Origin of the sequence: Terrimonas ferruginea DSM 30193 (assembly GCF_000425585.1) — a bacterium.
Lineage (GTDB): Bacteria > Bacteroidota > Bacteroidia > Chitinophagales > Chitinophagaceae > Terrimonas > Terrimonas ferruginea.
On sequence record NZ_AUDS01000021.1, the window covers coordinates 44941 to 70433 of the forward strand.

A 25493-nucleotide genomic window follows, 5' to 3' on the forward strand; every position below is an offset into this window, starting at 1 on the left:
CATTGCAAAACCATTCTACAATGAAACGATTATTTTTTCCCCTATATATCTTTGCCTCTACAAGTCTGCTACTTGCCGGCTGCAGCAAAGGATTTCTTGACCGTAATCCGGAGAACAGTGTGTCGAGTGAAATTTTCTGGAACTCTGAAACCGATGTCCAAACCGCATTAGCCGGTGTGTACTCGCGTCTTCAGCAAAACTTTCTCGGTTACGAACGTGTATACCTTGACGGTCTTTCGGACAATGCATTCCTGGATAATAATTCCAACCAGGCCAATATGCAAACGATGAGCACCGGCAACTTATCCGCCGCCACCGGCGGTGCATTGAACAACATGTATTCAACGCCGTACAGGGCGATTGCTTCCTGTAATTTCTTTTTGGATAATGTAGACAAAGCACCAATCACCGATGCCCAGAAAGACTTATACAAAGCGGAAGTACGTTTTATCCGTGCCCTCGCCTACTTCGACCTGGTGCAGATTTTTGGAGGTGTGGTGGTTTATACTTCAACGCCGGCTAATGCAGAAGCGGCTAAAATTGCCAAGAGCAGCAAAGAAGACGTGTACCGGCTGATAGAAGACGATCTTGATTTTGCCATCTCAAAATTACCAGAGATCAAATACAACGGGCATGCGGTAAAAGGCAGTGCGCAGGGATTGAAAGCACGCGTATTGATCACGCAACAAAAATTCGACGCGGCCATTCCTTTGCTTGAAGCCGTGATGAGTTCCGGCAATTTTGGATTATCCAATAACTATGCATCGATTTTCAAAACAGCCGGTCAGTCGAATGCAGCGGTGAATACGGAGATACTTTTTTCCACCCAATACCTGGCCCCCAACAATATCCAGCGCGCCAACCAGGGCATGGACATCGAGCTCGGCTGGTTCTCGCTCATTCAACCTTACCGCAACCTGGTAGATGAATACGAAGCAACAGACGGCCTGCCGATCAGCGAATCACCTTTGTACAATCCGGCCACGCCTTACAACAATCGTGATCCACGGCTCAACCTTACACTCAAACTGCCGGGAGAAGTATGGACCAATCCTGCCGGTACGGTATGGAGCGGCAGTTATGTATCGCAGACTGGTTTTATCATGGAAAAATATGTGGATCTATCCCGTGCGCCATTTACGACCAACACGGCCAATGCAACGGACCAGGATTATGTTCACCTGAGATATGCGGATATCCTGCTGATGTATGCGGAAGCGCGTAATGAAGTAACCGGACCGGTGGCTGCAGCTTATGATGCAATAGATGCAGTACGTGCCAGACCTGGTGTGGCTATGCCTGCCGTCAACCGTACGCGTTATAACACCAAAGAATTACTGCGTGAATATATCCGCCACGAACGCCGGGTAGAGCTGGCCTTGGAAGGTCAACGGTACTTTGACCTGAAGCGTTGGAATATTGCACATACTAAACTGCCAACACTGCAGCAACCGGCCGGTACGCCGTTGAAATTTGAAACGAAGAATTATGTACTGCCGTTCCAGCAGGCAGAGCTGGACAACAATCCTAGACTGGTACAAAATCCCGGATACTGATTTAGTTTTTTTTATCTTTCATATGGCATAGTAAGGGGCAACGGTTCTCCGTAGGCCCCTTCATTTTGCTACCAGTTATTTTTCTGATCGTCGTTCAGCCGCTCGGGTTTGGTAGCGGGAGTGGTACGCCAATCGGGATCATAACTCACAAAAAAGAAAATCCACAATGAACGGCCGAGGCGCATCAATAAAGGCTGCATGAGCAGCAATAAAACGGCATTAAACCCAAGCCAGTAAACAAACCGGTTGTCATATAAACCCAGGCCGACGATCAGCCACCAACCGATGAGCGAGGCTACGCTTAAAGCAATGGAAAGCGCATAGCTCACATAACTGGAACCGTAATAAAAGCCCACTTCAAGGTCGAAATACTGACCGCAAACGGGACAGGTCTCGTGCATCTTCAAGGTCTCCCGCAGGCGATAGGGATTTTTGGAAACGAACATATCACCCCGGCGGCAGCGGGGACACTTGCAGCGCAGCGCATTCAAGGCGCTGGGACGGACATCGGGAGCATTTACGCTCAACTCTTTATCAGACATGTGTAAACTGTTTTCTGAATGAATCCGGCGTAACACCGGTGTACTTCCGGAAGAAACGGTTGAAATAGGAATTATCCTGGAAATTCAACTCGTAAGCGATCTCTGTTACGCTCATGTCAGCGTTCACGAGCAGGCGTTTTGCCTCGAGCAATACTCTGTCGCGGATCAATTCACCGGCCGTTTTGCCGAGCATATCCTGGCAAAGCGCATTGAGGTGATTGGGTGTAACGTATAACAGATCGGCGTATTCTTTCGGCAGCCGGATCGTTTTATAATATTGATTAATGAGACTTCTGAAATTGGCGAGTAAGGTTTGTTTATGACGCGGCAATCCATGCGTCGGCTTCTTAGCACAATGTTCGCGTACGAGCAGGAAGAGCTGCAGCAATAAAACCCGCAGCAGGTCGCGGTCAGCGGTGGCGTGTTGTTCCAGCATTTGCTGAAAAAGTCTGACAGCCATTTCCCTGACAGACATAGGCAACTGGCAAACGCTTTCTTCACTGTGTCCCCCGAAAAAGCTGAACTTCTCGAGATAATCGGGATTCAGTAAAAAAGTCCGGAAAAAGTTTTCGGAAAAATTGATGATATAACCATCGGTTTCTCCTTTGAAATGCCAACTGTGGACTTGTCCCGGCGCCATAAAATAGATCTGTCCGGCCTTTACATCGAACCGGTCGAAATCGATGGAATGCTTGCCGCTTCCTTTGGAAAAAAAGACGAGGTGATAGAAAGAATGACCGTGCGCGTGATGGAGGTTGTCGTAATGCCGCCGGATATAATCAGCGAACCGCTCGATGAAGAAGTCGTCCTGGTGATGATCGTGCGCCAGGGTGCAAATGTCGTAAACGGGAATTTTCTTGCGGGGCATAAGAGCTGGTGATTATGGTACAAAATTACATTATTACCGTTCGCCGCAGAGGGGAAGATCGGGGAAAATATGGTACTTTTTACCGAATCAAGGTGTAAGGCCTAAGGAGTAAGGTTTAAGGTTAGATAGCAGGTTATAGGTTTTCGCGGTGTTTGTTTATTTGCTTGAACCTGCGTCTTTTTCACGCAAAGCCGCAAAGAGATGAGGGCGCAAAGATTGACTTATTCACCATTTTGAATTTTGAATTAAACTTAAGCATTTAACATCCGGCTATCGGTTATCTGTCGTCTTATCTTGCCGGTGTAGTAAACGATTGGATTAAATGGAAGGATGATTTCCTGCACCTGATGACGGGCTATATGTGCTACAATTGAGCCGCAGTGATACTGCGGCTTTTCCCTTCGAGAGGCCGAAGTATCGGCCTCAGGGCCCGAAGTTTCGGGCCGCCCTTCGAGAGGCGGAAGTATCGGCCTCAGGTATCCCACCCTTTCGCCGACTCACTTATTGACCATTCACGATTCACGATTCACCATTCACCATTCACGATTCACCATTCACCATTCACCATTCCCCATTCCCCTACTCAAACCCATCCCTCACAAGATCCCAGAAAGCATCTAGCGCAATAATGCGAGGTTTGAAAAAGGAAATGATACGCGGCCAGTCGTCCGTTTTGAAGATATTGACACCCGGCAAAATGGTGCGGATCGTACTCACCAGTTTTCCGTCCTCATCGTATTGATGCAGTTGCCAGTCCCAGCTTTCTTCCGTATGTGATTCGAGAATTTTCTGCAGCGCTTTGAACTGATCAAAATATAGCGCCTGCCATTCCGGATCGGGATGGCGTATTTCTATGCCAATGGATGCCTGCTGACGACCGGCATCCAGCCGGAAAAACAGGTGGCGGATACCGGTTTTGTAATTGAGCCAGTTAATGGTATCACCGGATGCGCCGGGCACGGGACGCATGTATTGGCCAAATCGCGTCCAGAAGTCCCTTTTGATCTGTGCGGCTTCTTCACGTGAGTACATGCTGCAAGTTAGGCTTATGGCATTATTTTGGCCGCCTAAATAGCTGTATCTTAAAAAAATGATTCCCATGGCAAAATCTACGCTACTTTCTCTTGCCCTGTTGCCCGCGATCGTAATCACTTACGCCTGCGGCAATGGTGGAAAAAATCAGTCTACACAACCTTCGCCTGTACCGAACGGCGACACGCTGCCCGCTCCTTTTGCTACCAAGTCGGTACGCAATACCAGCAAAGTAATCGGCTGGCCCGATACCCGCATGCCTGTGGCTCCTGAAGGGTTCAGCGTCTCCCGGTTTGCCGACGGACTGGACCATCCACGCTGGATCTATGTTGGCCCTAACGGCGATGTGTTCGTTTCCGAATCCAACACCCGCAGAAGTGCCAACCGCATTACGCTGCTCCGCGACCAGGACAAAGACGGCCGCTATGAAACGCGCCACGTGTTTGCCGAAAAACTCAACCAGCCTTTCGGCATGCTGATCCTCGGTGACTATTTCTACATAGCCAATACCGACGGCCTGTTGCGTTTTCCTTATAAAGCCGGTATTACCAAACTGGAAGGCAAAGGCGAAAAAATAGTAGAGCTGCCCGCCGGCGGTTATAATAATCACTGGACACGCAACCTCATCACCAATAAAGAACGCAACAAAATCTATATCTCTGTTGGCTCCGGCAGCAATGTGGGTGAAAACGGAATGGAAAATGAAGTACGCCGTGCCGCCATCCTTGAAGTGAATCCGGACGGATCGGGTGAAAAAATTTACGCGAGCGGCCTGCGCAATCCTGTAGGAATGGATTGGGCTCCGGGCAGCAATGTATTATGGACGGCAGTAAATGAACGTGATGGCTTGGGCGACGACCTGGTACCCGATTATATTACCAGTGTGAAACAGGGCGGCTTCTACGGATGGCCTTATTCTTATTTCGGTCAGCATCCCGATCCGCGGATGAAAGATGATCCGCAACCACAACTGGTAAGCCGGGCTATTGTACCCGACGTACCGGTGGGTTCGCATACCGCGTCGCTAGGTCTTACCTTTTATACGAAAGAGGCTTTCCCTGCACGGTACAGAAATGGTGCGTTTATCGGCCAGCACGGTTCATGGAACCGCTCGGAACTCTCCGGTTATAAAGTGGTGTTTGTTCCGTTCAGCAACGGCAAGCCTTCAGGACCGCCTGAAGATTTCTTAACAGGGTTTGTAGCAGATGCTTCAAAAAGTGAGGTATATGGCCGCCCGGTTTGTACAACTGTTTTACCGGACGGCTCGTTGCTCGTCAGCGATGACGATGCGAATATTATCTGGCAGATCAAAGCCAGCAAATAATTTATCGATCAACTTTTCTTCGTAGCGGCAGCATCTTCTTTAGGTGTTGCCGCTCTTTTTTCCTGCGCCGCTTTTATATCTTCCATATGGGGGCTTACTAAACTTTCCAGGTCTCCCGCTTTGATGTCGAGCGCATGTGCATCCTGCGCCAGTGCCAGCCAGGGTTTCGGACCGTCAAAGGGGTATTTTCCAAAAACAATTACGGGTGTTCCTTTCAGCACAACACTATCTGATCCTTTCAGCTTCCACTGATCAGCCCAATCGTATAATTGTTTTGCATCAGACTCGAGCAAACGCAGACAGGAGTGGCTGGCCGGATAACCGGGCAATGCGTATTGATGCCAGCCGATACCCTCTTTGTTTTCGATATTAAAATTCCAGCGTAATACCCACTCATCATCGAACGTGCTGATCGTTTCTTCCGCTTTCCAGTTGGTGAAATACAAACCTTCCGGCGTAGGATGTGCTTTGCTGCCCATGCTCGTTGGACCTGCATATACCAGTTGTCCGTAGTTGTAAGCCGCAAAGGATTGCGTGGCATACGAAAAGAATACGATCTTTTCAATATCCTTTAAGCCTTTCGCCTCGAGCGGAAAAGGCATGTAAGCCTCCCGGTCACCGCTGAGATCATCGGGCACCAACAGGGAATCCAGTTGACGGACGTGATCGAGGTCCACGCGGTTAACAGACAGGATGATGTATTTTCCTGCGGAGTCGGGCGTTTCTTTCAGGCGTTTAACCCAGTCCTTGGACGGCTGAAAATGATATTGAAGATTTTTAGGCTTCTTCCATTCCCTGGTGGGTACTTTGTTTTCCTGTGCATCCTTTCCGGGCTGATTGCTATTCTTGTCGTTGCCGGTGCAGCTTATAAGCATTACTGACGCAGCCACAGCTACCGAAAGGGATAAGATCGAAGTTTTTATCATAAATCCATTTTTCCCTTATCTGAAGCAATATCATGCCAGCCAGCGCAACAGACATGGCACAATTTTGCAGGGTAACAGATAAAAATATTACCATTATGCAGAACTGGCTTAGAACCTTGCTTGCAGGCTACGCAGGCTACAAATGGGGCGGCGGATGCTTAGGCTTCATCGCTATTTTCGCCATTGTTTATTTCCTGCTGGGACATTGTTAAACGGGGAAATTTTACCCTAAAATTTACTGATATAGTCGCGGATTTGTTGACGCAGCTTATCGCTTACGCTGACGACCGGCAAACGGAAATAGTTTTTACAAAGATTCATTTCATCTAAATAGGCCTTGACGCCGGAAGGACTTCCTTCCGCGAACAGGGAGGTGATGATATCGGTAAGCCGGTGATGAATTGTTGCGGCCGTTTTCACGTCGCCCTTAAGTGCATGGCGCGCCATGTCGGAGAACGCTTCGGGATACGCGTTAGCCACCACGGAGATAACGCCGTCTGCCCCGCAGGCGATCATGGGCAGTGTGAGCCCGTCGTCGCCGCTGATCACAAGAAATCCCTCGGGGCGGTATTTAAGCAGGTAATTGATCTGGTCAAAATTGCCACAGGCCTCTTTGGTTGCAAATACTTTATCGCACTCGCGTGCAATACGCAGTTGCGTCTCTGCCGTTACATTCTGCCCCGTACGCGATGGTACGTTGTATAACATCAGCGGCAGCGGTGTTTTTTCATTCAGCGCTTTGTAGTGCTGGAAAATCCCTTCCTGGCTGGGGCGGTTGTAATAAGGCGATACGGAAAGGATCGCATCGTAGCCGGTGAGGTCATAATGCGCAAAGGCATCGAGCACTTCTCTGGTGTCGTTGCCACCGATACCGGCCATCAGCGGCACGCGGCCGTTGACGGTTTGCTGCACAAACGTAAACACTTCCTGTTTTTCTTCACCATGAATTGTCGCGCTTTCACCGGTGGTGCCCAATACGACCAGGTACTCCACCTTACCCTTGATCCAAAACTCGATCAACTGTTTATAGCTGTTCCAGTCAATAGATCCATCGGCAAGAAAAGGAGTTACAATGGCGATACCGGTACCGGTAAATTTTTGTTGGAGCGACATTTTTAAACTAATTATTTTTTTTAGGTGAATGAATGTTTCAAAAATAAGATTTTGACGCTTACGAATTGCAGAAACCCGCAAATCTTCTAAAGCGTAAGCAGAAGGCATTTTACAGATGAATGTATAAAATGTAAGGATGAAATGGAGCAGGCAAAGATGCTGCTGAAGAAAAACCCGCAAAGGTCGGCAGTGATGAAGCGATTTTTTTTTCGTATCCTGCGCAACGAAGAGAAATAATGGGTTGTCAGCCTATTCAGGAACGGAGTTTTTCCGAACCTGATAATATGAAATAATCGATGTTTCTCATACAGTAGTGTGTAGCGGGATGTGTTTCTACACGTCCCTTTTTCTTTTTTACTCCGTTACACTACTATTTCGAAATCAGCCGTGAAGTGGCTTTATCCAGTAAAAGGCTTTTGAGGAAATCGCCTGACTCATCGCCGGTGCAGGCCAGGTCGTGAAGGGTAACATTTTCCAGTAACCGGTCCACCGTGAATTGGATCATTGTCCAGAGCGAGCGTGCAGAACAATCCACGGAATTGGTACAAAGGCGGAAAGAGGAGCCTGTTTGTGTACCTACTTCCTGTTCCAGGATCATTCCTCCCAATGCGCTCAATACATCGCGGATCACGATCTCGCGCGAGGGGCGCGCCAGGACGTAACCGCCTTTGTTACCGGGTGTGCTGTTGATGAATCCTTTCATGCGCAGCACACGCGTAAGCTTGGCCACATAGTGACTGCTGATACCTTCGGCTTCGGTCAGTTGCGGTATGCTGAGGCCTTTCGCGTCTTTGCATCCTGCAATGCGGATCAGTATGCGTAGTCCGTATTCTTCCTGGGCGGTAACTTTCATATCTGTTTAGATCTTTTCAAGTTCATAAGAATCCCAGTTCCAGCTGGGCTGCTTCCGACATCCGGCTCTTATCCCAGGCCGGCGTCCAGGTGAGTACCACGTGTACATCATTTACTCCTTCAATTTCGCGGAGCTTCTGGTCTACTTCCACAGGCAGCGTCTGCGCAGCGGGACATCCCGGTGCCGTCAGTGTCATCACTACCTGGATATTGTTATCTGCGTTGATGTTGATTTCATAGATCAACCCCAGCTCCCAGATACTTACCGGCAGTTCGGGATCAAAGATCGTTTGCAAACGTTCGATCACCGCTTGTTTCAATTCCTCCTCCGTTCTGCTCATCCGTTTACTTCGTTTTTGAGTTTATAAGCCAGCGCGTAATTCTTCATTTGTTTTACCATCGACAACAACCCGTTGGACCTTGTCTGCGCCAGGTGCGAGGTCATCCCGATCTGCTGGATAAATGCCAGCGGCGTTTCGATGATCGCATCCGGTGTTTGCCCGGACAATACCCGGATCAGCATACTCACCAGTCCTTTCACGATGATTGCATCGCTGTCTGCTTCGAAGAACACACGGCCATCACGGTAATTGGCTACCATCCATACGGTCGACTGGCAACCTTTGATCTTGTTCTCATCGAGCTTATGCTCCTGTGCAAGCGGCGCCAGTTTTTTTCCCAGGTCGATAATGTATTCATACTTATCGTCCCAGGAATCGAAGAGCGCAAACTCTTCCACAATCTCTTTTTCTATTTCCGCGATCGGCTTTGTTTCTTCCATGCGTTTTATGCCAGCAATTTGATGGCGCGTTGCAGACCGGCGATGAGCCTGTCCAGTTCTTCCATTGTGTTATATACTGCGAACGAGGCGCGCACTGTTCCGGGAATACCGAAACGGTGCATCAGCGGTTGTGCGCAGTGGTGCCCGGTACGCACGGCAATACCTTGCGTATCGAGCAGGATGCCGATGTCCTGCGGATGAATCCCGTCAATAATAAAAGACACCAGGCTGATCTTTTCAGCAGCCTGCCCGATGATCCGCAGCCCCGGCAGTTGTTGCAGTTTGTCCGTTGCATAAGCCAGCAACTGATCTTCGTGTTGGCGCATACGGTCTTTTCCTGTCTCCGTTACAAAATCCAATGCCGCTTTAAATGCAACAGTGTCTGCTATGTTAGGCGTACCTGCTTCGTATTTATAAGGCAGTTCGTTGAAGGTGGTGCCTTCAAAACTCACCTCTTTGATCATTTCTCCCCCACCCTGGAATACCGGCATGGCGTCCAGCAATTCTTTTTTCCCATACAATACGCCAATACCTGTGGGGCCGTATACTTTATGTGCAGACATGGCAAAGAAATCGCAGTCCAGCACCTGCACATCGATATCGAGATGCACGCTTGATTGCGCACCATCGATCATTACCACGGCTCCCTGCCGGTGCGCCGCATCGATGATTTCTTTTACCGGGTTCACTGTACCCAATGCATTGGATACATGCACAATGGAAACAATCTTTGTCCGCGGACTCAGCAATGCTTTGTACGCATCCATATCCAGTTCGCCATTATCCAGCACGGGGATCACTTTCAGCACCGCTTCTTTTTCCAGGCAAAGCAATTGCCAGGGTACGATATTGGAATGGTGTTCCATACCGGAGATGATGATCTCGTCTCCTTTGTTCACCTGCTGGCGTCCCCAGGTTTGTGCAACCAGGTTGATGCTTTCGGTGGTACCGCGCGTAAAGATGATCTGTTCGCGGCTGGCGGCATTGATAAAACGGGCAACCGTATCACGCGTGGCTTCAAAAGCGGCAGTAGCTTCTTCGGCCAGCGTATGAATACCACGATGAATATTGGCATTGTAACCCGAGTAATAATCTACAAGCGCATCGATCACCACCTTTGGTTTCTGCGATGTAGCCGCATTGTCCAGGTACACCAGCGGATGCCCTTTCACTTCCCGCTGCAATACGGGAAACTGACGGCGGATCGCTGCTATATCAAGTGATGGTATGGTTGTTTCCGTAATCATGATTGAGTGAATTGCAGGCGACCGGCAATCAGGCTGTCAACATAAGCCCGGATGGGCGCCAGTTTGATTTTTTCCAGCACATCCAATGCAAATCCCTGGAGCAACAGTGCCTGGGCAGCTTGTTGTGTGATACCACGGGAACGCAGATAGAACAGCGCTTCTTCGTCCAACTGACCTACCGTACACCCGTGTGAACATTTTACATCGTCGGCAAATATCTCCAGTTGAGGTTTGGTATTAACGCTCGCTGTTTTTGACAGCAATACATTTTTGTTGGTCTGGTACGCATTGGTTTTCTGCGCAGGCTGGCGAACAAATATTTTTCCATTGAAAACACCGGTAGACTGCTCATCGAGAATGCCTTTGTACAATTCATAGCTCAGGCAATTCGGCGCCACATTGTCTACGATAGTGTGATTGTCTACATGGCTGTTGCCCTGCTGAAAGTACAGGCCATAGAGGTGTCCTTCGCAATAAGGAGCTTCGAGTACAAGGTTGAGGTTGTTGCGCACGATACCACCGTTCAGGGAAATGGTCACAGTATTAACGTGGCTGGCTCCGGTCTGACGGATATGGCTTGTGCTTACGAGGTTGGCGGAAGCAACGTCGTTCTGGATTTTGTAATATTCCAGGCGGGCGTCTTTTTCTACAGCTACTTCGAATACCTGGTTGGTAAAACTATCGGCATTGCCGATAGTATGGTATGTTTCAACGATGGTGACACCGGCGTTTTGTCCGAGATACACGAGGCTGCGGGGCTGCGCCAGTACGGCTTCGGCGCGCGCATCCACGATGTGATAAATATAAACGGGATGTTCGATCTCGGTGTTTTTGCCGATATGCAGATAAATGCCGCCATCAGATAATGCTGTATTGAGTGCATTGATTCCGTCACGCAGGTAATCGGCGCTGTGGCCATAATGCTGATCAACGATGGCTGCATATTCACCTTCAGCAGCTTCGTTTAATGGAAGCAACACCAGGTTTTTGCTGCGCAGAGTGGATAAAGCGGCCACGTACCGGCCATTTATAAATACCAGTTCATTCGCTGCCTCATGGGCTGGCAGGCGGAGATCGTTGATATCCGCGGCCTGCAATGTGTCAGCGGATTGCAACCGGTATTGTGTATTGAACAGGCTGTTGATACGCGTGTACTTCCACTCTTCATGTTTCACACCGGGCACACCCAGTTGGCTGAATGCGGCGAAGGCCTGCTGCCGGTGATCATTGAGCACGGAAGTAGTGCCGGTCTGCTGCTGATCAAAATATTCTTTGAAATATAAAGTCGAATCGTTCATGTAAATTCAGAGTTAAGCAGGGCTGTCTGATCCGGAACAGGAATGCCCTGTGATTGACCTGTACCGGAGCGGATTAAGCCTCCTGTCCTACTTTTACTTCGTTGCGGATGAAGTCGTATCCTTTTTCTTCCAGCTCGAGCGCCAGTTCTTTCGGACCTGATTTCACGATGCGGCCATCATATAATACGTGTACAAAGTCGGGAATGATATAATCCAGCAGGCGCTGATAGTGCGTCACCACCAGTACGGCGTTGTCTTTGCTGCGCAATTTATTTACACCATTGGCTACGATACGGATGGCATCGATATCGAGACCGGAATCGGTTTCGTCGAGGATGGCGAGTTTGGGTTCAAGCATGGCCATCTGGAAAACTTCGTTGCGTTTCTTTTCACCACCGGAAAACCCTTCGTTCAGCGAGCGGCTGAGCAGGCTTTGATCGATATTGGTGATCGCCATTTTCTCTTTCATCATTTTCAGAAAGGCCACGGCGTCGAGTGGTTCTTCACCGCGGTATTTGCGGATCTGGTTCACGGCCGTTTTAATGAAATTAGTAGTGGTCAGTCCCGGAATTTCCACGGGGTATTGAAAAGCGAGGAACAAACCTTCGCCGGCACGTTCTTCGGGCGCCAGGTCCAGCAGGTCTTTACCTAAGAAATCTACAGTACCTCCGGTAACATCGAAATGTTCGCGGCCCGCCAGCACCGAGGCCAGCGTGCTTTTACCCGCACCGTTGGGTCCCATGATCGCATGCACTTCACCTGGTTTGATTTCCAGGTTCAATCCTTTTAAGATTTTCTTCCCCTCAATTTCTGCGTGCAGGTTCTGAATGTTGAGCATAGTATGTGTAATTAAAAACGAGTATTTTATTTAAATTAAAATATTAACCAACGCTGCCTTCAAGACTGATAGCCAGCAATTTTTGTGCTTCCACCGCAAACTCCATGGGAAGCTGGTTCATCACCTCTTTGGCAAAGCCGTTGATGATGAGTGCTACCGCCGTTTCGGTGTCGATGCCGCGTTGATTGCAATAGAAAATCTGGTCTTCCCCGATCTTGGAAGTAGTGGCTTCGTGTTCTACCACGGCCGTGTTATTCTTTACTTCGATGTAAGGGAAGGTATGTGCACCGCATTTATCGCCCAGCAGCAGTGAGTCGCATTGGGAGAAGTTGCGCGCGTTTTCGGCGTTGCGGTTTACCTGTACCAGTCCGCGATAGCTGTTGTTGCTGAAGCCGGCGGAAATACCTTTTGATACGATGCGGCTGCGGGTGTTCTTCCCGAGGTGCATAATCTTGGTACCGGTATCAGCTTGCTGGTAATTATTGGTAACGGCAACCGAATAAAATTCTCCAACGGAATTGTCTCCTTTCAGGATCACGCTGGGGTACTTCCAGGTAATGGAAGAACCGGTTTCCACCTGCGTCCAGGATATTTTTGAGTTGTCGCCTTTGCAGATACCGCGTTTGGTGACGAAGTTGTAGATACCTCCCACGCCGTTCTTGTCGCCGGGATACCAGTTCTGAACGGTGGAATATTTCACTTCGGCATTTTCCATGGCAACGATTTCAACCACCGCTGCGTGCAACTGGTTTTCGTCGCGCATCGGAGCTGTACATCCTTCGAGGTAGCTGACGTAGCTGCCTTCTTCGGCCACGATAAGGGTACGTTCGAACTGCCCGGTATTCTCGGCATTGATCCGGAAGTAAGTGGACAATTCCATCGGGCAGCGCACGCCTTTGGGAATATAACAGAAAGAACCGTCGCTGAACACGGCAGCATTCAGAGCGGCAAAGAAATTATCGGTTACGGGTACCACCGAACTCAGGTGTTTGCGCACCAGCTCGGGGTGTTCCTGGATCGCTTCGCTGATGGAGCAGAAAATGATGCCGAGTTCGCCGAGTTGTTCCTTGAACGTGGTACCGATAGAGATACTGTCGATTACCGCGTCCACGGCAACACCGCTCAGGCGTTTCTGTTCGTCGAGCGAAATGCCGAGTTTTTCGAAAGTGCGGCGGAGCTCAGGATCGATCTCGTCGAGGCTTTTGGGCTTTATCTTCTGCTTGGGAGCGGAATAATAAATGATATCCTGGTAGTTGATGGGAGGATAATTGATATTGGCCCAATCGGGTTCTTTCATTTTGAGCCAATGCTGGTAGGCTTTGAGCCGCCATTCCAGCATCCATTCCGGTTCATTTTTCTTGGCGGAAATAAAGCGAACGGTATCTTCATTGAGGCCGGGGGGAGCCTCATCGGCTTCAATATTGGTTACAAAACCATATTTATAGTCTCCAAGGACCGCTTTTTCGATGGCTGCACGCTCGTCATCCACTATGACCTCCTGGGGGAGTTGTTCTATTTCTGTTTTCATCGCTGCAAAGATACAAATGAATTTGTACAAAAAAGTACAAACAATGCCGTTTTATTGGGGGAGATACTGTAAATCAGGCCCGTTTCCGGGGCGTTTTAACATAATGACACAGCAGGGCTCTATTTGTTCGTAAACGCTTAAAAGTTTCCGGGAGTCGAAAATGCGGGATCAGGCGATGCCGGCCTGTTGCTGGCGGCGCCAGGCGGCCGGGCTGAGGCCGGTCCAGCGGTGAAAGGCCCGCAGAAAAGCGCGTTGTTCTTCATAACCAAGCATTGCCGCGATGTCTTTTATGGGATACTGGCCGGCGCGGAGATAATCCTGCGCCAGTTGTTGCCGTACCCGGGTTACGATATCGGAAAACCGCGTGTCTTCTTCCCCCAGATGCCGTTGCAGGCTGCGCGGGCTGAAATTGAAATTGGCGGCTACCGCTTCCAGGCCAGGCATTTGGCGATAAGAATTGCTGAGGAGATAATGGAAAACGCGTTGCTTTAAAAGCGCGGCTTCATCGGGCTCGCGGGCACACATAGCGGTTACGCGCTGCAGGAGGAAATTCTGCAGGCTATAATCGGCGGATAAAATAGCCAGGTCTTCATAACGCCGGTGGAACCCGATCGACAACTCCCCTGCTTTCCCTTTAACCGGGCAACGGAAGATGCGGGTATATTCATGGTGGTCTGGAATGACATAAGGGAAGCGGGCGGACAGCGGTTCGATGCGTTTGGGCAGCAGGCCGTCCAGTTCGTGCAGGGCAAACACGATCAGGTAATCGCCGAAATGCCGGGCGGTGTGCGGGTAACGTTGCGTGCGGCGCGTATTTTCCATAAAATGTAAAGTGGTGGTACGGCTATCGCGGCTGATCCGGAAGCGATAAAGGTCGGTGAGCAGGTGCGCCATGGCACCGGCATGATCGAGCGCTTCCCCAACCGTGTTGCTGGTAAGGATCACCTGCCCAACCACACCCAGCGCGGCGAGTTGCATGGATTCACCAAAATGCAAACCGAATAAAGAATCCTGTGTAAGATGAGCGGCATTTTTCCAAAGCTGTTCGAATTGAACGGGCGTCAACTGCATGGAAGCATCGCGGGCAAGCACGGCGTAGTCGATGCCCGAAAGGCGGCATAAATGCGAAGCGGCCACGCCCCGCTGCGCTGCATAGCTCAATAAAGCCAGGGCTACACGATGCTGCAGATCTTCCATTCCGTTGTTTTATCAAAAATAAACTGAAGCATTTATAAAAAGGCCGGCGTGGCGGAAAATGATACATAGTTGGCGTCAACGGACAGCTGCCTGGCGTAAGATGACCAATAGTTTTGTGGTATTGTCAATCACTAAAACTTTCAATTATGTTATCACTTAAAAACACACTTTTACTGAATGCGCTTAGCTCAGGCATGACCGGCATCATATTAATCTGTTTTGCCCGCCCCGCGGCTGAGCTGTTTGGCCAGGTGCAGGCCGCACCGTTTTCGGGTGTTGGGGTGTTCCTGCTTGTATTTGCCCTGTATGTGTTTCGCGCATCCCGCCGGACGCCGGTGCGCAGTAACGAAGTCCGGTTGATTACGGCGCTCGACCTGTCGTGGGTAGTGGCGAGTGTGGTGTTGCTTTTATGGATAAGCGATCAGCTTTCCATTGTGGGCAATGTACTGGTTGCGGCTGTTGCGGGATGGGTTGGACTGATGGCGGTGTTGCAGTGGCGCGGATTGCGGGTGGCAATTGCGAACCGGCAACCGTGAAATGGTGCTAAACAACTGAACTATTGGCCTTAATGCTTTGGTACCATTGTTGTTTTATCTTATAAAACATCTCATTATGAAAGACGATATCATAGACCTGGAAAAAAAATATTGGGACGCTATGGCCAATAAAGACTTTGAAACAGTAAAAAGCCTTACAAAGTTCCCGTGTATTGTGGCTGGCAGAAATGGCGTGATGAGTGTCGATGCGAGCGCTTACGAAAAGATGTTTAACAGCAATGACAGGTCGATGGAAGTGAAGAGTATCTCCGACGAACAGGTGCAAACCGGCGAGGATCATGCAATGCTGGCCTACCTGATCGAATTAAGTTATGATAGAGTTTCCATGAAATGTGCCTGTACATCTACATGGATAAAAGAAAACAATGACTGGAAGTGTGCCATGCATACGGAAAGTGACTTGGTTAAGCAATAAGTCTTTATTCTGCATTGATCAGTTGTGAACCTTTGACCTAATCCTCGCCTTTGTTGGTCTTCAGACCAACAAAGCAAAAGCGCGGTAGTAACCCGCGCTTTTCTATTTTGTTTCCGTTCGAAAAAATCAATTATGCAGGCACCTCATCCCAGAATCCCATTTTGCTGAACTTCTCGATGCGTTGCGTTATGCGCTCCTGCGCTGGTATTTCGCGCAGTTGACGGATAACCGGCACAAGATGTTCTTTGAGGATGCGGGCAGATTCATCATAATCCCAATGCGCACCGCCGGCTGGTTCGGGAATGATGCCATCGATCAGACCGAAGCCCAGCATTTTATCGCCGGTGAGTTTGAGTTGTTCGGCCGCAATTTCTTTTTGCGCCCAGCTGCGCCAGAGAATAGTGCTGCAGTTTTCGGGAGAGATAACGGTGTACCATGAATTTTCCATCATGAATACACGGTCGCCAACGCCGATACCGAGTGCGCCGCCGCTGGCACCTTCACCGATGATCACGCAGATCACGGGAACGGTGAGCCGCATCATTTCATAAATATTGCGGGCGATAGCTTCGCCTTGTCCGCGTTCTTCGGCTTCGAGGCCGGGGAATGCGCCGGGGGTATCGATGAGGGTGATGATGGGTTTATTGAATTTCTCCGCGAGTTTCATGAGGCGGAGGGCTTTGCGGTAGCCTTCGGGGTTGGCCATACCGAAATTGCGGAGCTGTCGCATTTTGGTATTGATGCCTTTTTGCTGACCAATGATCATCACAGTTTCGCCGTCTAGGTTGGCAAATCCGCCTACCATGGCTTTATCGTCTTTCACATTGCGGTCGCCGAAGAGTTCCACGAATTGCGTGGTCATCTTCTGAATGTATTTCATCGTATAAGGGCGGTCCGGGTGACGGCTTAGTTGCACGCGTTGCCAACTGCTGAGCTGGCTGGTCAGTTCTGTGCGTTTATCGAGGATCTTTTGTTCGAGTATATTGATCTGCTCACCGAGGTCGAGGTGGTGTTTGTCCTGGCGGGCTTTGGTGATCTCGATCTCTTCGATGAGATCTTTGATCGGTTTTTCAAAGTCCAGGAATTGTCTGTTGGCGTTACTGGGCATAACTTAATAGATAGTAAAATGAGCGGCTAAATTAACGGAAAAATCCAGAAAAGGGTTTAAATGCAAAAAGCTGAGGTTGTGAAAGATAAATAATCTAAAAACTTTTGGAGGAAATATTGTGTCGCCTTATCTTTGCCGTCCCTTAATGATTAACACTTGTGTTGATCAAGGTAAGGATCGGTAGTTCAGTTGGTTAGAATGCCGCCCTGTCACGGCGGAGGTCGCGGGTTCGAGTCCCGTCCGGTCCGCAGAAAGCCCTCTTAATCAGAGGGCTTTTTTGTGCGCTGCCTGGTCAATATTTCATTTCTCTGATTTAAAGTCAAAAATTGAAGCGTTTACTGGATGAGTGGGTTTGTCTATATATTAAAAAGCGAAAATTCAGCACTGTATTACAAAGGAATTACAGAAGACTACCAACGACGACTGATCGAACATAATTCTGGGAAATCAACTTTTACAGCAAACCACATTCCATGGAAACTTCTTTACGTGGAAGCACATCCAACTAAACGAGATGCTTTAATCCGCGAAAGAAAACTAAAGGGTTGTAAAAAAGAATATTTTGAATGGTTGGCAAGTCAACCTACCAACATACTATTGATGCTGCCCGGTCACGGTCTCAGCTAAGCCGAGACGGGTTCGAGTCCCGTCCGGTCCGCAGGAAGCTTCGAAGAAATTCGAGGCTTTTTTGTTTTTACATCCTTCGAGAATACCATGCGACATTCATAATCATTTAGTACATACGAATGTTGTTCTTGAAGACACCATAACTATTAGAAACGTTTATCCCAGGAGTCGCTTTTCATTTTTAAACGTAATGGCGGCGTGAGGTATAAATTAGCGCCCTTGTTCTTCTCCCGGCCAACAGGCAAGCGTCAGGTAGCTTTGACAGGTTAAGGTCAACTTCGTACATAACTCAAAGATGAGCAGGCCCGTTGGTCTGGAGACCAACGGTGGCGTGATATCGGATTGAGCGGTTTTATATCTTCCAAACAGTTGTGGTGAAGACACCAACAACGACATGCTTCGCATCTAAAACACCATTCACTATTCACTATTCACTATTCACCATTCACCATTCACCATTCACTTATTGACTTATTGCCCTATCGCCTCCCTCACCACTCCCCACACCTTTCCTCTCTCCACCCCATACTTTGCCGCATACCTTGTTACACGCACCATGATCTCTCCCATGCCTGCCGCCAGTTCAAGCGCCTGCCGCATGGCAAACCAGGGATGTGAGCGGTAATACGCAAATTGTTTTTTTCTCATCTGCCTTACCAGCGCCAGCCCTCTGGGATCCAGCAGATCCGACACATCCGGCGTCAATGCTATTTTTACTTTATCCAATATATTCAGTTTTACAAACCCTGCCTGCTCGTAAGCCGCTGCATGTGTCGCATATATGAGATCATTAAACGCTGTATCGTTCAATTCCGCCACCGGATTGCCGGCCAGCACATCTTCGATCGCTGTCTGCAGATTGACGAGCGTCCGGTCAAGCCATTGCTGCCCGTCCCTGCTCAAGGTTTCCCTGGTTTCTTCCCTGAACCGTTGCAGGTATTTGTGTCCGTAGTTTAAATAGTACGTGGGTGGAGCTATACGCCAGTTACCACTTTCAACACGTCTTTGCTGAAAGTCAAAATACCGCAGCAGGTAATAGTTATCCGAACCCGCCTTATTCCTGAAAGACACTGGCTGCGCCATATCGTATCGTTGTAAGTTATTCGTCGTGTCTACCAACACACCCAGGCTGAATTCATCAAAGTACAGCATCGGGAGATATTTCCCGGAAACGCATGGCGTATCGGGTGTAGCCGCTTTAATAAATTGATTGGAAAAAAGCAGCAGGTTCTCCTTTGGTTTGTCCCGGGATATGATGGTGGCTTCCGCTTTTTGTGCCCGAGCTGTTTTTGCCGCAATTAGCATACTCAGGAAGACAAACACAAAAGCATATCGCATAAATAGTAGCCGCACGGTGGTTCTTATCTTAGCGGCGGTATTGAAGATAGAACAAAAACATTTCAAGTTAATATGGCCCGGCACAATAAAGTTCTCCGCTACAATCGCACGGCAAAGCCTGCATAATATTGATGTTCCGCATTTTTCTGAAAGCCTTGTATGGAGCCGATATCTACCGCCAGGTTTTTCAGCACGCTCAATTGCAACGCCAGGTTGATGTAATTCTCCATCCGGTGTTCCCTTATTCCATACGTGGCGTAAGTTTCGATCATTCCTTTCAACGATTTTGTCAGTTGGTAATCTGCCGCCACAGATTGCAATAGCTGCCAGTCGTATTCCCGATCATCCGCTACATAGTCCACTTCCTCCTGCACGCCCAGCGCCCATTTTTCAGAAAGCTTCCAGCGCATCGGAATGATCATTCCACCCTCGACCAGGTGATGCTCAAAGTGTTTATCCGTTGGCAGCTTGATATACGGAAGCGCGGCAACGGCAAACTTCCCATCATCATTACCACAAAAGTTCTTTTTCAACCGGAGCGTTACGCTGCCACAGGCATCGTGCCCTTGCGGTGCGCTGCCCTCTTCCGTTTTCACCTCATGCCTGAACGTTTCCACGGCCACCTGGAAATCGATCGAATTCGTTAACCCGAGCTTGGCCGTAAGCGGCGCTACCAGCATCTGCCGGTTGCCCGAGCCGGCGTCGCGTGAACGTTTGAATTTGACCAGGTCTGCTTCGAACTGAAAATGCCCTGCATCGACAGTTACCGGAGATTCGGTAATGTCGGGGCGGTCGGTTTCCATTTCTTCTCGCATCAGCGCCCCGGGAACCGGATGAAATACGGAAAAGCGGTTTTTTAAACGATCGGTGGAACTATCGCGTTGCGCCAGCGCAGGAGCAGAGCAGCAGGTTAGTATGAATAAGGCAGATAAAACTTTCATGTGATCGCAATCGTTTTTACTTACACTGCAATTGCAATACCAGTTCGCTTCCACCACGCGCCAGGCGGCAAGCGTTTCCCGGACGCCACATATTTACCGGAAAAATCCCCCCTCGTCCAAATTCCTGCTTCGTGAAAAGATCAGCACTTTTGATCTTTCAAGATTTTACAACCTAAACCACGCCTTATCATGCTCACCGAAGCCAAAAAGCAAAAGCTTATCGAGAACATCAAACTCTACATTAAAAAATTTCTCTCCGACTCTATCACCGACCTCGACGAAAGCGGCACCCGGATCATGATCAATCATTTCCTTACCGATGTGCTCGGCTACACGGCACTCGAGGAGGTACGCACAGAATACATGATCAAAGGCACGTATGCCGACTACATGATACAGATCAACGGTAAGCGGCATTTCCTGGTGGAAGTGAAAGCTTTTTCCCTGAACATCAATGAAAGCCACCTGCGGCAGGCAGTGAATTATGGCGCCAATGAAGGAGTGGATTGGGCATTGCTCACCAACGGCAAACAGTTCGATTTTTATAAAATCATTTTCGAAAAACCGATCCAGCACAAAAAAGTATTCACTGTCGACCTCACCGACTCTTCCAGCCTGAAAGCTGCTTACGACATTATCGAATACCTGGCTAAAGACAGCCTCCAAAAAGGCGGACTGGATGCATTATGGAATAAAGCACAGGCAATGACACCCATTTCCATTTCCAAACAACTGCTGTGCCCGGAAGTGGTGGCCATCGTACGCAAAAACGTCAATAAAGCCTATGAAATGAAATTCAATGACCAGCAGATCCAGGAGACTATTTTGAAGGTCATTGCAGAAAAGATCGACCTGAGCGGATTTAAAGTACCAAAGCTGGTTAAAAAAGAAAATACGCCGAAGAAGAACCCGCCGCCTGAAACCAATGTTATTACGTCTGTGGAGAATCCGGAAGTATAAGTTTTCTTACAATACCCCCCTTGAAGCCGCGACATAATTCAATATCTCAATCTGCGGCTCGCCGGTTAAGTTTTTATCGCGTTCCTGCTGGAATTGCAGAAAGGACGGCACCTTTAACAGTTCTTCCTGCATGGCTTTGTCCTGGTATTGCGAGAGATGCACAAAAGTGCAACCGTCATTTTTTTGAAAAATGGTGTAGAGAAACCGGCTGTTGTCCAGGTTTGTAAAATCCTGCAGGAAGGCTTCAATCAGTTGTTTGTTGACAGAAACATGTCCCTCGTGGATGGTGTAAGTCACTTTTACCGTAATCATAGGATTATTTATAGCCGGTTAAAACTCAGGTATTGTACAAACCTGGGCAGGTCAGAGTGATTACAGCTTGCGGCATGCGGCAATGTCTGCAACCACAGCACAACATCTCCTTTTTTGCCGGCGATGTATTCGGGCTTCAATGTTGTGCGCATCTGTTGATACGATTCAATTTCATCCGGATATTTTTGCTGCCAGTCGTTAAATTGTTTGTGAAATCCGGGAACGACTTTTAACGGACCTCTGTTTTCGGGCACGTCATTCAGGTAGATCAATCCCTGAATATAAGTCGGATCGGGTTTGCGGTAATTCATATCCCAGTGAAGCAGGTGATGTACGAATTTCCAATCATCTGTTTCAGGCGGATTGAAGCTTCCTTTGTCGGTTTGCGGAATAATTGCGTAGGTATTGTAGAGCTCTGCAAAAAGTTGTTTGATATTCGGATGCGAGCGTACCCGGTGCATGCTTTCGTGCTGGTATTGCTGCAACATTAATCCGTGCCAGTCGGTATGTCCTTTGTACCAGGTAGACGGATCCGCCAGATCGACTGCCAGGAAATCACAAATAAAGTCGGTAACGGCATCGCATAGCTGTGCTTCTACGAGACCACTTACCCTGATATAGCCCTGCTCCTGCCAGTGCAATAGTTGTTCATCGTTCAGCAGTTTTCGTTCAACCACCGCCGGGCCACCGGCCATTTCACTTTGCTGCCATTCGCGGAAAGCCGCGGCCGACGCCTTTATTTGCTGCTCCCCTTTTGTGCGGATCATCCATTCCTGCAAATGCGCAATGTCCGTACAGTCGGCATAGATGAACTGATACGTTTCAAATCGTCCCAGACCATACATATCTATCCACACCGCTTCTGTTTTGCTGTAGTCCGCAGACACAGGAGGAGCAAGTCCTTCTTTCAGTAATTTATGGCGCTCGTAAAACACCGGGAGAAATGCACAGTCGATCATGAATCAGTTGTTATTTATCGGGTAATTTACTACTGTTCTTCGTCTTCTTCTTCATCATCTTCATACGACACATAAGACCATTCCACATCTATTTCGTCCAGCAATTCATCAAAAGCGTGCTGATCGCTGGTGCCGATAAAAACAGCGGTGCAATTTCCGCTTTCATCGAAAGATAGACTGATCACTTCACGGAAATCGTCGGTATACACTTTTTGTTTTTCCCAACTGATGTCCGGCACTTCGCTCCAACGTTGCTGTATCGCTTTTACCACTTCCGGATCAACCTCATCCAGGCAATTGGCATTGTATTTTAATCCACCCATTGTACCGTTGTAAACAGCCATGAGCAGGAAAAAATCCTCCACCGTGCTGGTTTCCCGGTGCCAGTCGGGTGTTTCTTCATCGCCATAATTACCCCAAACCGGCGGGCTATCCAATTGCAACTCATCTTTCTTTATACCCCAACTCACCACTCCCTGGTTTTCTTCATAGAAAACCAGATAATCATCTTCTGAATAACCGGCTTCACCATCCGGTTTCAGCAAACGGTTGTGCGAAGCATTGATGCGTTCATTTTTTCCCAGATGCAAATAATAATCGCGGAGCTTGCCCGGCAAGCGGACACCCAGATCGATTTCCAGGTTAATGATTTCCTCCTCGGAATAACCAAACGTTTCATCGGCTGGTAAATCGTACAGGGTGCGTATCTTTTGAATGTACATCATATTCAAATTTCCACATTTTCCGGCTTCTTTTCTGCGTTCGGGATTTAATTTTTAAATTAAAAAATGGAAACAAACATTCTCTGGAGCGGTCGTGAATATTTTTCGCTGGAAAATTGCCTGATAAAATCGGGTAATCAGGGGAACCTGATTACGTCGGTCATTGTGGGTTATTATGAAGAAAAAATATATAAAGTCGATTACCGGATAGAGACGGATGCGCACTGGCATACGCAAGTACTGGAAATTCATTGCTTCCACGATCACCATGTCTTTTCCAACTTATTACAGGCCGACGCACATGGAAGCTGGACCTGCAACGGCATGCCGGTTCCGGAACTGGATGGTTGTATTGACGTGGATATACCTGTGACGCCATTGACCAATACCCTTCCGATCCGTCGTTTACAATTGCCGCATAAAGAAACCAGGGAAATCAACGTGGTATACTGCGATGTACTGGCGCGGAATATCCGCCGTGTGGCGCAGCAATACACCTGCCTTTCAGACACCGCTTATCACTATCAGAATGTACCGAATGATTTTGAAGCCACGATACAGACAGACCGGTCGGGATTTGTGGTGGACTATCCTGAGTTGTTTGTGCGGAAAGCTGTTTCAATTCGTTCACAGCAACTGTAACTTTTTATTGTTGAATGCGTTTAACAGGTATAAAAATGTGCTGATAAAATGACAAGATCACTATTTGTTGCGCTTCTGCTGGGCATTGGGCCTGTCCTTTGCTTTGCCCAAACCGTTCCCTACAATGAAAAGAAAATCTACAAGGACAAATTCGATAACGCAGTTCCGGTGTTGAATGTGGCAACCTTTCATATGGGCTTTACCTCCGACGCCTCCTCCACCAACTTCGATGAGCACGACCGTAAAAACCAGGAAGAAATAAAGAAAGTGGCGAAACTGCTGGCCGCTTTCAAACCTACCATCATCGTCATTGAAGATCTTCCTGCAAATGATTCTGCGCGGTTAGCGGACTTCCTCGATTACTGCAACAATCCGGCAAAAAAATATAAAGACCCCGACGAGCGGGAGTTACTTGCTTACGAAGTGGGCAGATTGAGCCATGCAAAAAAAATATACGGCGTGGATTTTAGAGAAGGTTACGACTATAATATTGGTGGCAAAATTTCCAATCCTGCCGACAAAACCACTGTTAGCCAGTACTGGAGCCTGCTCGACTATAACGAAAAGAAAAATCCTGAAGAAGGCATTCCTTTCTATGACTTGTTCAAATTGAACAATCATCCACAATACCTGGAAAGCCTCATCAACATCAACGCCGATTTGCTGACCTATATTTCCACGAAAGGAAAATCAGAAGGCGCCGATGAAGCAGCAAAATTCTATCATCGCAACCTGGTGATGTTCTCCAATCTTAATCAGATTCAGGTAACATCAACCGATCGTATATTCATCCTGATGGGCGGCACCCATACGGCCTTCTTCCAGGATTTTCTTAAGCGAAGCCCGAAATTCAACCTGGTGAATGTGTTTGATTATTTGAAGTAAATAGTCAATACGTTTCCGTTCCTGGTTCGTGAGGACACCATAATTGTCCGGAAGATTTTAAAACCTGTGAATCCGACATCAGGCCACCATTGGTCTCCCGCCCAACCGGCTTCCCATCCCTGAGTTATGTACGAAGTTGACCTTTTAAGCGCCCTTGTTGGTCTCCAGACCAACAAGGGCGCTACCTTATACTTCTCGCCGCCATTACGTTTAGAAATGAAAGCGACTCCTTGCGATAAACGTTCCGAACAGTTGTGGTGAGCACAGGAATCCGGGCGGCAGCACCAAATTAATTATTCACCATTCACATATTGACGATTAACGCCTTTTGAATTTTGACTTAAAACTCCACATCATCCGCCAGGTTGCCTCCCTGTTCTTCTGCAAATCTCTTTGCATACTCCGCTTGTTTCTTCTGCTGGTAGTCGATAAAATGATGAATATTCCCGGTCTGGCCGCCGGCCATTTCCTGGTTTTGGACTTCCATCCACTTCATGGCTACGGTTTGAAAATCCCCCAATGAAATCCCATAGTTTTCCTGGATCCATTGTGCGCCGTCATATCCATATTCGTAGGCAGCCTGACGCGCGCCATTCAGTTCTTCGTAGAAATAACGGTCGTCGCGCATTTTGTCGAGGTTGGCTTTTTCTTCGTCGCTCACCTGGGCCTGAAGGTCTTTTAACTTCGGATGATTTTCCGCTTGTCCGAAATACTCACCAAAGGCCATCGTCAAGGCAAAGCTGCTGTCCTCCTGCATACGCGCCACCCACAAGGCAGACGCTTCTTCAAATACAGCATGTTCGATGCCTAATTTTTTACAGATCTCTTTTACGTCCACGCCATTGGCCATTTTAGCCGACACCGCTGCGTAGTCATAAAGCGAAACGCCGTGAATCGGCTCTAACAATGGATTACTCATAGTTAC

28 protein-coding genes and 1 tRNA gene are annotated in these 25493 nt (G+C 48.4%); 9 read left to right on the plus strand and 20 right to left on the minus strand.

Annotated features, from left to right (window positions below; translation table 11 throughout):
• Positions 1 to 20: 20 nt before the first annotated feature.
• Positions 21 to 1556: a RagB/SusD family nutrient uptake outer membrane protein gene (locus tag H608_RS0108460; protein ID WP_028787300.1), complete on the plus strand. Its 1536-nt coding sequence runs from the start codon at positions 21 to 23 to the stop codon at positions 1554 to 1556.
• Between the two features lie 68 nt (positions 1557 to 1624).
• Here H608_RS0108460 and H608_RS0108465 read toward each other — a convergent pair whose 3' ends face one another.
• From H608_RS0108465 to H608_RS0108475, 3 genes are all read right to left on the minus strand, one after another.
• A complete protein-coding gene (locus H608_RS0108465) occupies positions 1625 to 2098 on the minus strand; it encodes a hypothetical protein (RefSeq protein ID WP_028787301.1) in 474 nt (157 codons plus the stop codon).
• Positions 2091 to 2966, minus strand: a complete 876-nt coding sequence (locus tag H608_RS0108470) for an AraC family transcriptional regulator (protein ID WP_028787302.1) — start codon at positions 2964 to 2966, stop codon at positions 2091 to 2093. Before H608_RS0108470 ends, H608_RS0108465 begins: the two co-directional genes overlap by 8 nt.
• Before the next feature lie 579 nt (positions 2967 to 3545).
• Positions 3546 to 3998, minus strand: a complete 453-nt coding sequence (locus tag H608_RS0108475; protein WP_028787303.1) for a DUF4268 domain-containing protein — start codon at positions 3996 to 3998, stop codon at positions 3546 to 3548.
• Between the two features lie 67 nt (positions 3999 to 4065).
• On the opposite strand from H608_RS0108475, the gene H608_RS0108480 reads away from it, so the two are divergent.
• Positions 4066 to 5322, plus strand: a complete 1257-nt coding sequence (locus H608_RS0108480) for a PQQ-dependent sugar dehydrogenase (RefSeq protein WP_028787304.1) — start codon at positions 4066 to 4068, stop codon at positions 5320 to 5322.
• 8 nt (positions 5323 to 5330) lie between these two features.
• Here the strand turns inward: H608_RS0108480 and H608_RS0108485 are convergent, their stop codons facing one another.
• The 10 genes from H608_RS0108485 to H608_RS0108540 all read right to left on the minus strand — a co-directional run bounded on the left by H608_RS0108485 (position 5331) and on the right by H608_RS0108540 (position 15102).
• The gene (locus tag H608_RS0108485; protein WP_038007863.1) at positions 5331 to 6248 is read right to left on the minus strand and encodes a L,D-transpeptidase; all 918 of its coding nucleotides are present in this window, start codon (positions 6246 to 6248) and stop codon (positions 5331 to 5333) included.
• A 228-nt stretch (positions 6249 to 6476) separates the two neighbouring features.
• Positions 6477 to 7361, minus strand: a complete 885-nt coding sequence (gene dapA, locus H608_RS0108495) for a 4-hydroxy-tetrahydrodipicolinate synthase (protein ID WP_028787307.1) — start codon at positions 7359 to 7361, stop codon at positions 6477 to 6479.
• A gap of 370 nt (positions 7362 to 7731) precedes the next feature.
• The gene (locus H608_RS0108505) at positions 7732 to 8214 is read right to left on the minus strand and encodes an RrF2 family transcriptional regulator (protein ID WP_028787308.1); all 483 of its coding nucleotides are present in this window, start codon (positions 8212 to 8214) and stop codon (positions 7732 to 7734) included.
• Between the two features lie 22 nt (positions 8215 to 8236).
• The gene (locus H608_RS0108510; protein WP_028787309.1) at positions 8237 to 8554 is read right to left on the minus strand and encodes an iron-sulfur cluster assembly protein; all 318 of its coding nucleotides are present in this window, start codon (positions 8552 to 8554) and stop codon (positions 8237 to 8239) included.
• A complete protein-coding gene (locus H608_RS0108515) occupies positions 8551 to 8994 on the minus strand; it encodes a SufE family protein (RefSeq protein WP_028787310.1) in 444 nt (147 codons plus the stop codon). The genes H608_RS0108510 and H608_RS0108515 overlap by 4 nt, the downstream gene beginning before the upstream one ends.
• A 5-nt stretch (positions 8995 to 8999) precedes the next feature.
• A complete protein-coding gene (locus H608_RS0108520) occupies positions 9000 to 10241 on the minus strand; it encodes an aminotransferase class V-fold PLP-dependent enzyme (protein WP_028787311.1) in 1242 nt (413 codons plus the stop codon).
• The gene (sufD, locus tag H608_RS0108525) at positions 10238 to 11539 is read right to left on the minus strand and encodes a Fe-S cluster assembly protein SufD (RefSeq protein WP_028787312.1); all 1302 of its coding nucleotides are present in this window, start codon (positions 11537 to 11539) and stop codon (positions 10238 to 10240) included. The genes H608_RS0108520 and sufD overlap by 4 nt, the downstream gene beginning before the upstream one ends.
• A gap of 73 nt (positions 11540 to 11612) precedes the next feature.
• On the minus strand, positions 11613 to 12377 hold the full coding sequence (gene sufC, locus H608_RS0108530) for a Fe-S cluster assembly ATPase SufC (protein ID WP_028787313.1): 765 nt from the start codon (positions 12375 to 12377) through the stop codon (positions 11613 to 11615).
• A gap of 43 nt (positions 12378 to 12420) precedes the next feature.
• Positions 12421 to 13905, minus strand: coding sequence for a Fe-S cluster assembly protein SufB (gene sufB / locus H608_RS0108535; RefSeq protein WP_051268141.1), 1485 nt, complete (start codon positions 13903 to 13905; stop codon positions 12421 to 12423).
• Between the two features lie 168 nt (positions 13906 to 14073).
• A complete protein-coding gene (locus tag H608_RS0108540; RefSeq protein ID WP_028787315.1) occupies positions 14074 to 15102 on the minus strand; it encodes an AraC family transcriptional regulator in 1029 nt (342 codons plus the stop codon).
• A gap of 146 nt (positions 15103 to 15248) precedes the next feature.
• Between H608_RS0108540 and H608_RS21720 the strand changes: the two genes are divergently transcribed.
• Both H608_RS21720 and H608_RS0108550 read left to right on the plus strand, forming a co-directional pair.
• Positions 15249 to 15638 (plus strand): hypothetical protein, encoded by a 390-nt coding sequence (locus H608_RS21720; RefSeq protein ID WP_051268142.1) that lies wholly within the window; start codon positions 15249 to 15251, stop codon positions 15636 to 15638.
• Between the two features lie 76 nt (positions 15639 to 15714).
• The gene (locus tag H608_RS0108550; RefSeq protein WP_028787316.1) at positions 15715 to 16074 is read left to right on the plus strand and encodes a nuclear transport factor 2 family protein; all 360 of its coding nucleotides are present in this window, start codon (positions 15715 to 15717) and stop codon (positions 16072 to 16074) included.
• 130 nt (positions 16075 to 16204) lie between these two features.
• On the opposite strand, the gene H608_RS0108555 is transcribed toward H608_RS0108550, so the two are convergent.
• Positions 16205 to 17182: an acetyl-CoA carboxylase carboxyltransferase subunit alpha gene (locus H608_RS0108555; RefSeq protein WP_028787317.1), complete on the minus strand. Its 978-nt coding sequence runs from the start codon at positions 17180 to 17182 to the stop codon at positions 16205 to 16207.
• Between the two features lie 174 nt (positions 17183 to 17356).
• On the opposite strand from H608_RS0108555, the gene H608_RS0108560 reads away from it, so the two are divergent.
• Positions 17357 to 17430, plus strand: a tRNA-Asp gene (locus tag H608_RS0108560).
• Between the two features lie 94 nt (positions 17431 to 17524).
• The gene (locus H608_RS24935; protein ID WP_051268143.1) at positions 17525 to 17809 is read left to right on the plus strand and encodes a GIY-YIG nuclease family protein; all 285 of its coding nucleotides are present in this window, start codon (positions 17525 to 17527) and stop codon (positions 17807 to 17809) included.
• A 471-nt stretch (positions 17810 to 18280) separates the two neighbouring features.
• On the opposite strand, the gene H608_RS0108570 is transcribed toward H608_RS24935, so the two are convergent.
• Both H608_RS0108570 and H608_RS21730 read right to left on the minus strand, forming a co-directional pair.
• The gene (locus tag H608_RS0108570; RefSeq protein ID WP_155990098.1) at positions 18281 to 19147 is read right to left on the minus strand and encodes a hypothetical protein; all 867 of its coding nucleotides are present in this window, start codon (positions 19145 to 19147) and stop codon (positions 18281 to 18283) included.
• Between the two features lie 98 nt (positions 19148 to 19245).
• A complete protein-coding gene (locus H608_RS21730; protein ID WP_051268144.1) occupies positions 19246 to 20088 on the minus strand; it encodes a transporter in 843 nt (280 codons plus the stop codon).
• Between the two features lie 189 nt (positions 20089 to 20277).
• Here H608_RS21730 and H608_RS0108580 point away from each other — a divergent pair, with 189 nt between their 5' ends.
• Entirely contained in the window at positions 20278 to 21048 is a 771-nt protein-coding gene (locus H608_RS0108580; protein WP_028787319.1) for a type I restriction enzyme HsdR N-terminal domain-containing protein, read from the plus strand.
• A gap of 6 nt (positions 21049 to 21054) precedes the next feature.
• Here the strand turns inward: H608_RS0108580 and H608_RS0108585 are convergent, their stop codons facing one another.
• From H608_RS0108585 to H608_RS0108595, 3 genes are read right to left on the minus strand one after another with little or no spacing between them, the layout of a single operon-like run.
• Positions 21055 to 21360 carry a hypothetical protein gene (locus tag H608_RS0108585; protein WP_028787320.1) on the minus strand — a complete coding sequence of 102 codons (306 nt, stop codon included), beginning with the start codon at positions 21358 to 21360 and terminating at the stop codon, positions 21055 to 21057.
• Between the two features lie 8 nt (positions 21361 to 21368).
• Complete coding sequence (locus tag H608_RS0108590; RefSeq protein WP_028787321.1) at positions 21369 to 22319, minus strand: phytanoyl-CoA dioxygenase family protein; 951 nt, start codon at positions 22317 to 22319, stop codon at positions 21369 to 21371.
• Between the two features lie 29 nt (positions 22320 to 22348).
• Positions 22349 to 23044, minus strand: coding sequence for a hypothetical protein (locus H608_RS0108595; protein WP_028787322.1), 696 nt, complete (start codon positions 23042 to 23044; stop codon positions 22349 to 22351).
• Between the two features lie 63 nt (positions 23045 to 23107).
• Between H608_RS0108595 and H608_RS0108600 the strand changes: the two genes are divergently transcribed.
• Both H608_RS0108600 and H608_RS0108605 read left to right on the plus strand, forming a co-directional pair.
• Positions 23108 to 23683, plus strand: coding sequence for a putative glycolipid-binding domain-containing protein (locus H608_RS0108600; RefSeq protein ID WP_028787323.1), 576 nt, complete (start codon positions 23108 to 23110; stop codon positions 23681 to 23683).
• A 48-nt stretch (positions 23684 to 23731) separates the two neighbouring features.
• The gene (locus tag H608_RS0108605) at positions 23732 to 24568 is read left to right on the plus strand and encodes a DUF5694 domain-containing protein (protein WP_028787324.1); all 837 of its coding nucleotides are present in this window, start codon (positions 23732 to 23734) and stop codon (positions 24566 to 24568) included.
• 340 nt (positions 24569 to 24908) lie between these two features.
• On the opposite strand, the gene H608_RS21735 is transcribed toward H608_RS0108605, so the two are convergent.
• The gene (locus H608_RS21735) at positions 24909 to 25487 is read right to left on the minus strand and encodes a DUF6620 family protein (RefSeq protein WP_038007868.1); all 579 of its coding nucleotides are present in this window, start codon (positions 25485 to 25487) and stop codon (positions 24909 to 24911) included.
• Positions 25488 to 25493: the final 6 nt, after the last annotated feature.

Excerpts from the sequence above, each read along its gene's own strand:
- H608_RS0108485 (WP_038007863.1), bottom strand. The coding sequence starts at position 6,248 with ATGATAAAAACTTCGATCTTATCCCTTTCGGTAGCTGTGGCTGCGTCA.
- H608_RS0108480 (WP_028787304.1), top strand. The coding sequence starts at position 4,066 with ATGGCAAAATCTACGCTACTTTCTCTTGCCCTGTTGCCCGCGATCGTA.
- sufD (WP_028787312.1), bottom strand. The coding sequence starts at position 11,539 with ATGAACGATTCGACTTTATATTTCAAAGAATATTTTGATCAGCAGCAG.
- H608_RS0108475 (WP_028787303.1), bottom strand. The coding sequence starts at position 3,998 with ATGTACTCACGTGAAGAAGCCGCACAGATCAAAAGGGACTTCTGGACG.
- H608_RS0108590 (WP_028787321.1), bottom strand. The coding sequence starts at position 22,319 with ATGATCGACTGTGCATTTCTCCCGGTGTTTTACGAGCGCCATAAATTA.
- H608_RS21735 (WP_038007868.1), bottom strand. The coding sequence starts at position 25,487 with ATGAGTAATCCATTGTTAGAGCCGATTCACGGCGTTTCGCTTTATGAC.
- H608_RS0108520 (WP_028787311.1), bottom strand. The coding sequence starts at position 10,241 with ATGATTACGGAAACAACCATACCATCACTTGATATAGCAGCGATCCGC.
- H608_RS0108470 (WP_028787302.1), bottom strand. The coding sequence starts at position 2,966 with ATGCCCCGCAAGAAAATTCCCGTTTACGACATTTGCACCCTGGCGCAC.
- H608_RS0108540 (WP_028787315.1), bottom strand. The coding sequence starts at position 15,102 with ATGGAAGATCTGCAGCATCGTGTAGCCCTGGCTTTATTGAGCTATGCA.
- H608_RS0108585 (WP_028787320.1), bottom strand. The coding sequence starts at position 21,360 with ATGATTACGGTAAAAGTGACTTACACCATCCACGAGGGACATGTTTCT.
- H608_RS0108605 (WP_028787324.1), top strand. The coding sequence starts at position 23,732 with ATGACAAGATCACTATTTGTTGCGCTTCTGCTGGGCATTGGGCCTGTC.
- H608_RS0108465 (WP_028787301.1), bottom strand. The coding sequence starts at position 2,098 with ATGTCTGATAAAGAGTTGAGCGTAAATGCTCCCGATGTCCGTCCCAGC.
- H608_RS0108505 (WP_028787308.1), bottom strand. The coding sequence starts at position 8,214 with ATGAAAGTTACCGCCCAGGAAGAATACGGACTACGCATACTGATCCGC.
- H608_RS0108600 (WP_028787323.1), top strand. The coding sequence starts at position 23,108 with ATGGAAACAAACATTCTCTGGAGCGGTCGTGAATATTTTTCGCTGGAA.
- H608_RS0108580 (WP_028787319.1), top strand. The coding sequence starts at position 20,278 with ATGCTCACCGAAGCCAAAAAGCAAAAGCTTATCGAGAACATCAAACTC.
- H608_RS0108570 (WP_155990098.1), bottom strand. The coding sequence starts at position 19,147 with ATGCGATATGCTTTTGTGTTTGTCTTCCTGAGTATGCTAATTGCGGCA.
- sufC (WP_028787313.1), bottom strand. The coding sequence starts at position 12,377 with ATGCTCAACATTCAGAACCTGCACGCAGAAATTGAGGGGAAGAAAATC.
- H608_RS0108550 (WP_028787316.1), top strand. The coding sequence starts at position 15,715 with ATGAAAGACGATATCATAGACCTGGAAAAAAAATATTGGGACGCTATG.
- dapA (WP_028787307.1), bottom strand. The coding sequence starts at position 7,361 with ATGTCGCTCCAACAAAAATTTACCGGTACCGGTATCGCCATTGTAACT.
- H608_RS21730 (WP_051268144.1), bottom strand. The coding sequence starts at position 20,088 with ATGAAAGTTTTATCTGCCTTATTCATACTAACCTGCTGCTCTGCTCCT.
- H608_RS0108595 (WP_028787322.1), bottom strand. The coding sequence starts at position 23,044 with ATGATGTACATTCAAAAGATACGCACCCTGTACGATTTACCAGCCGAT.
- sufB (WP_051268141.1), bottom strand. The coding sequence starts at position 13,905 with ATGAAAACAGAAATAGAACAACTCCCCCAGGAGGTCATAGTGGATGAC.
- H608_RS0108555 (WP_028787317.1), bottom strand. The coding sequence starts at position 17,182 with ATGCCCAGTAACGCCAACAGACAATTCCTGGACTTTGAAAAACCGATC.
- H608_RS0108460 (WP_028787300.1), top strand. The coding sequence starts at position 21 with ATGAAACGATTATTTTTTCCCCTATATATCTTTGCCTCTACAAGTCTG.
- H608_RS0108515 (WP_028787310.1), bottom strand. The coding sequence starts at position 8,994 with ATGGAAGAAACAAAGCCGATCGCGGAAATAGAAAAAGAGATTGTGGAA.
- H608_RS0108510 (WP_028787309.1), bottom strand. The coding sequence starts at position 8,554 with ATGAGCAGAACGGAGGAGGAATTGAAACAAGCGGTGATCGAACGTTTG.
- H608_RS21720 (WP_051268142.1), top strand. The coding sequence starts at position 15,249 with ATGTTATCACTTAAAAACACACTTTTACTGAATGCGCTTAGCTCAGGC.
- H608_RS24935 (WP_051268143.1), top strand. The coding sequence starts at position 17,525 with ATGAGTGGGTTTGTCTATATATTAAAAAGCGAAAATTCAGCACTGTAT.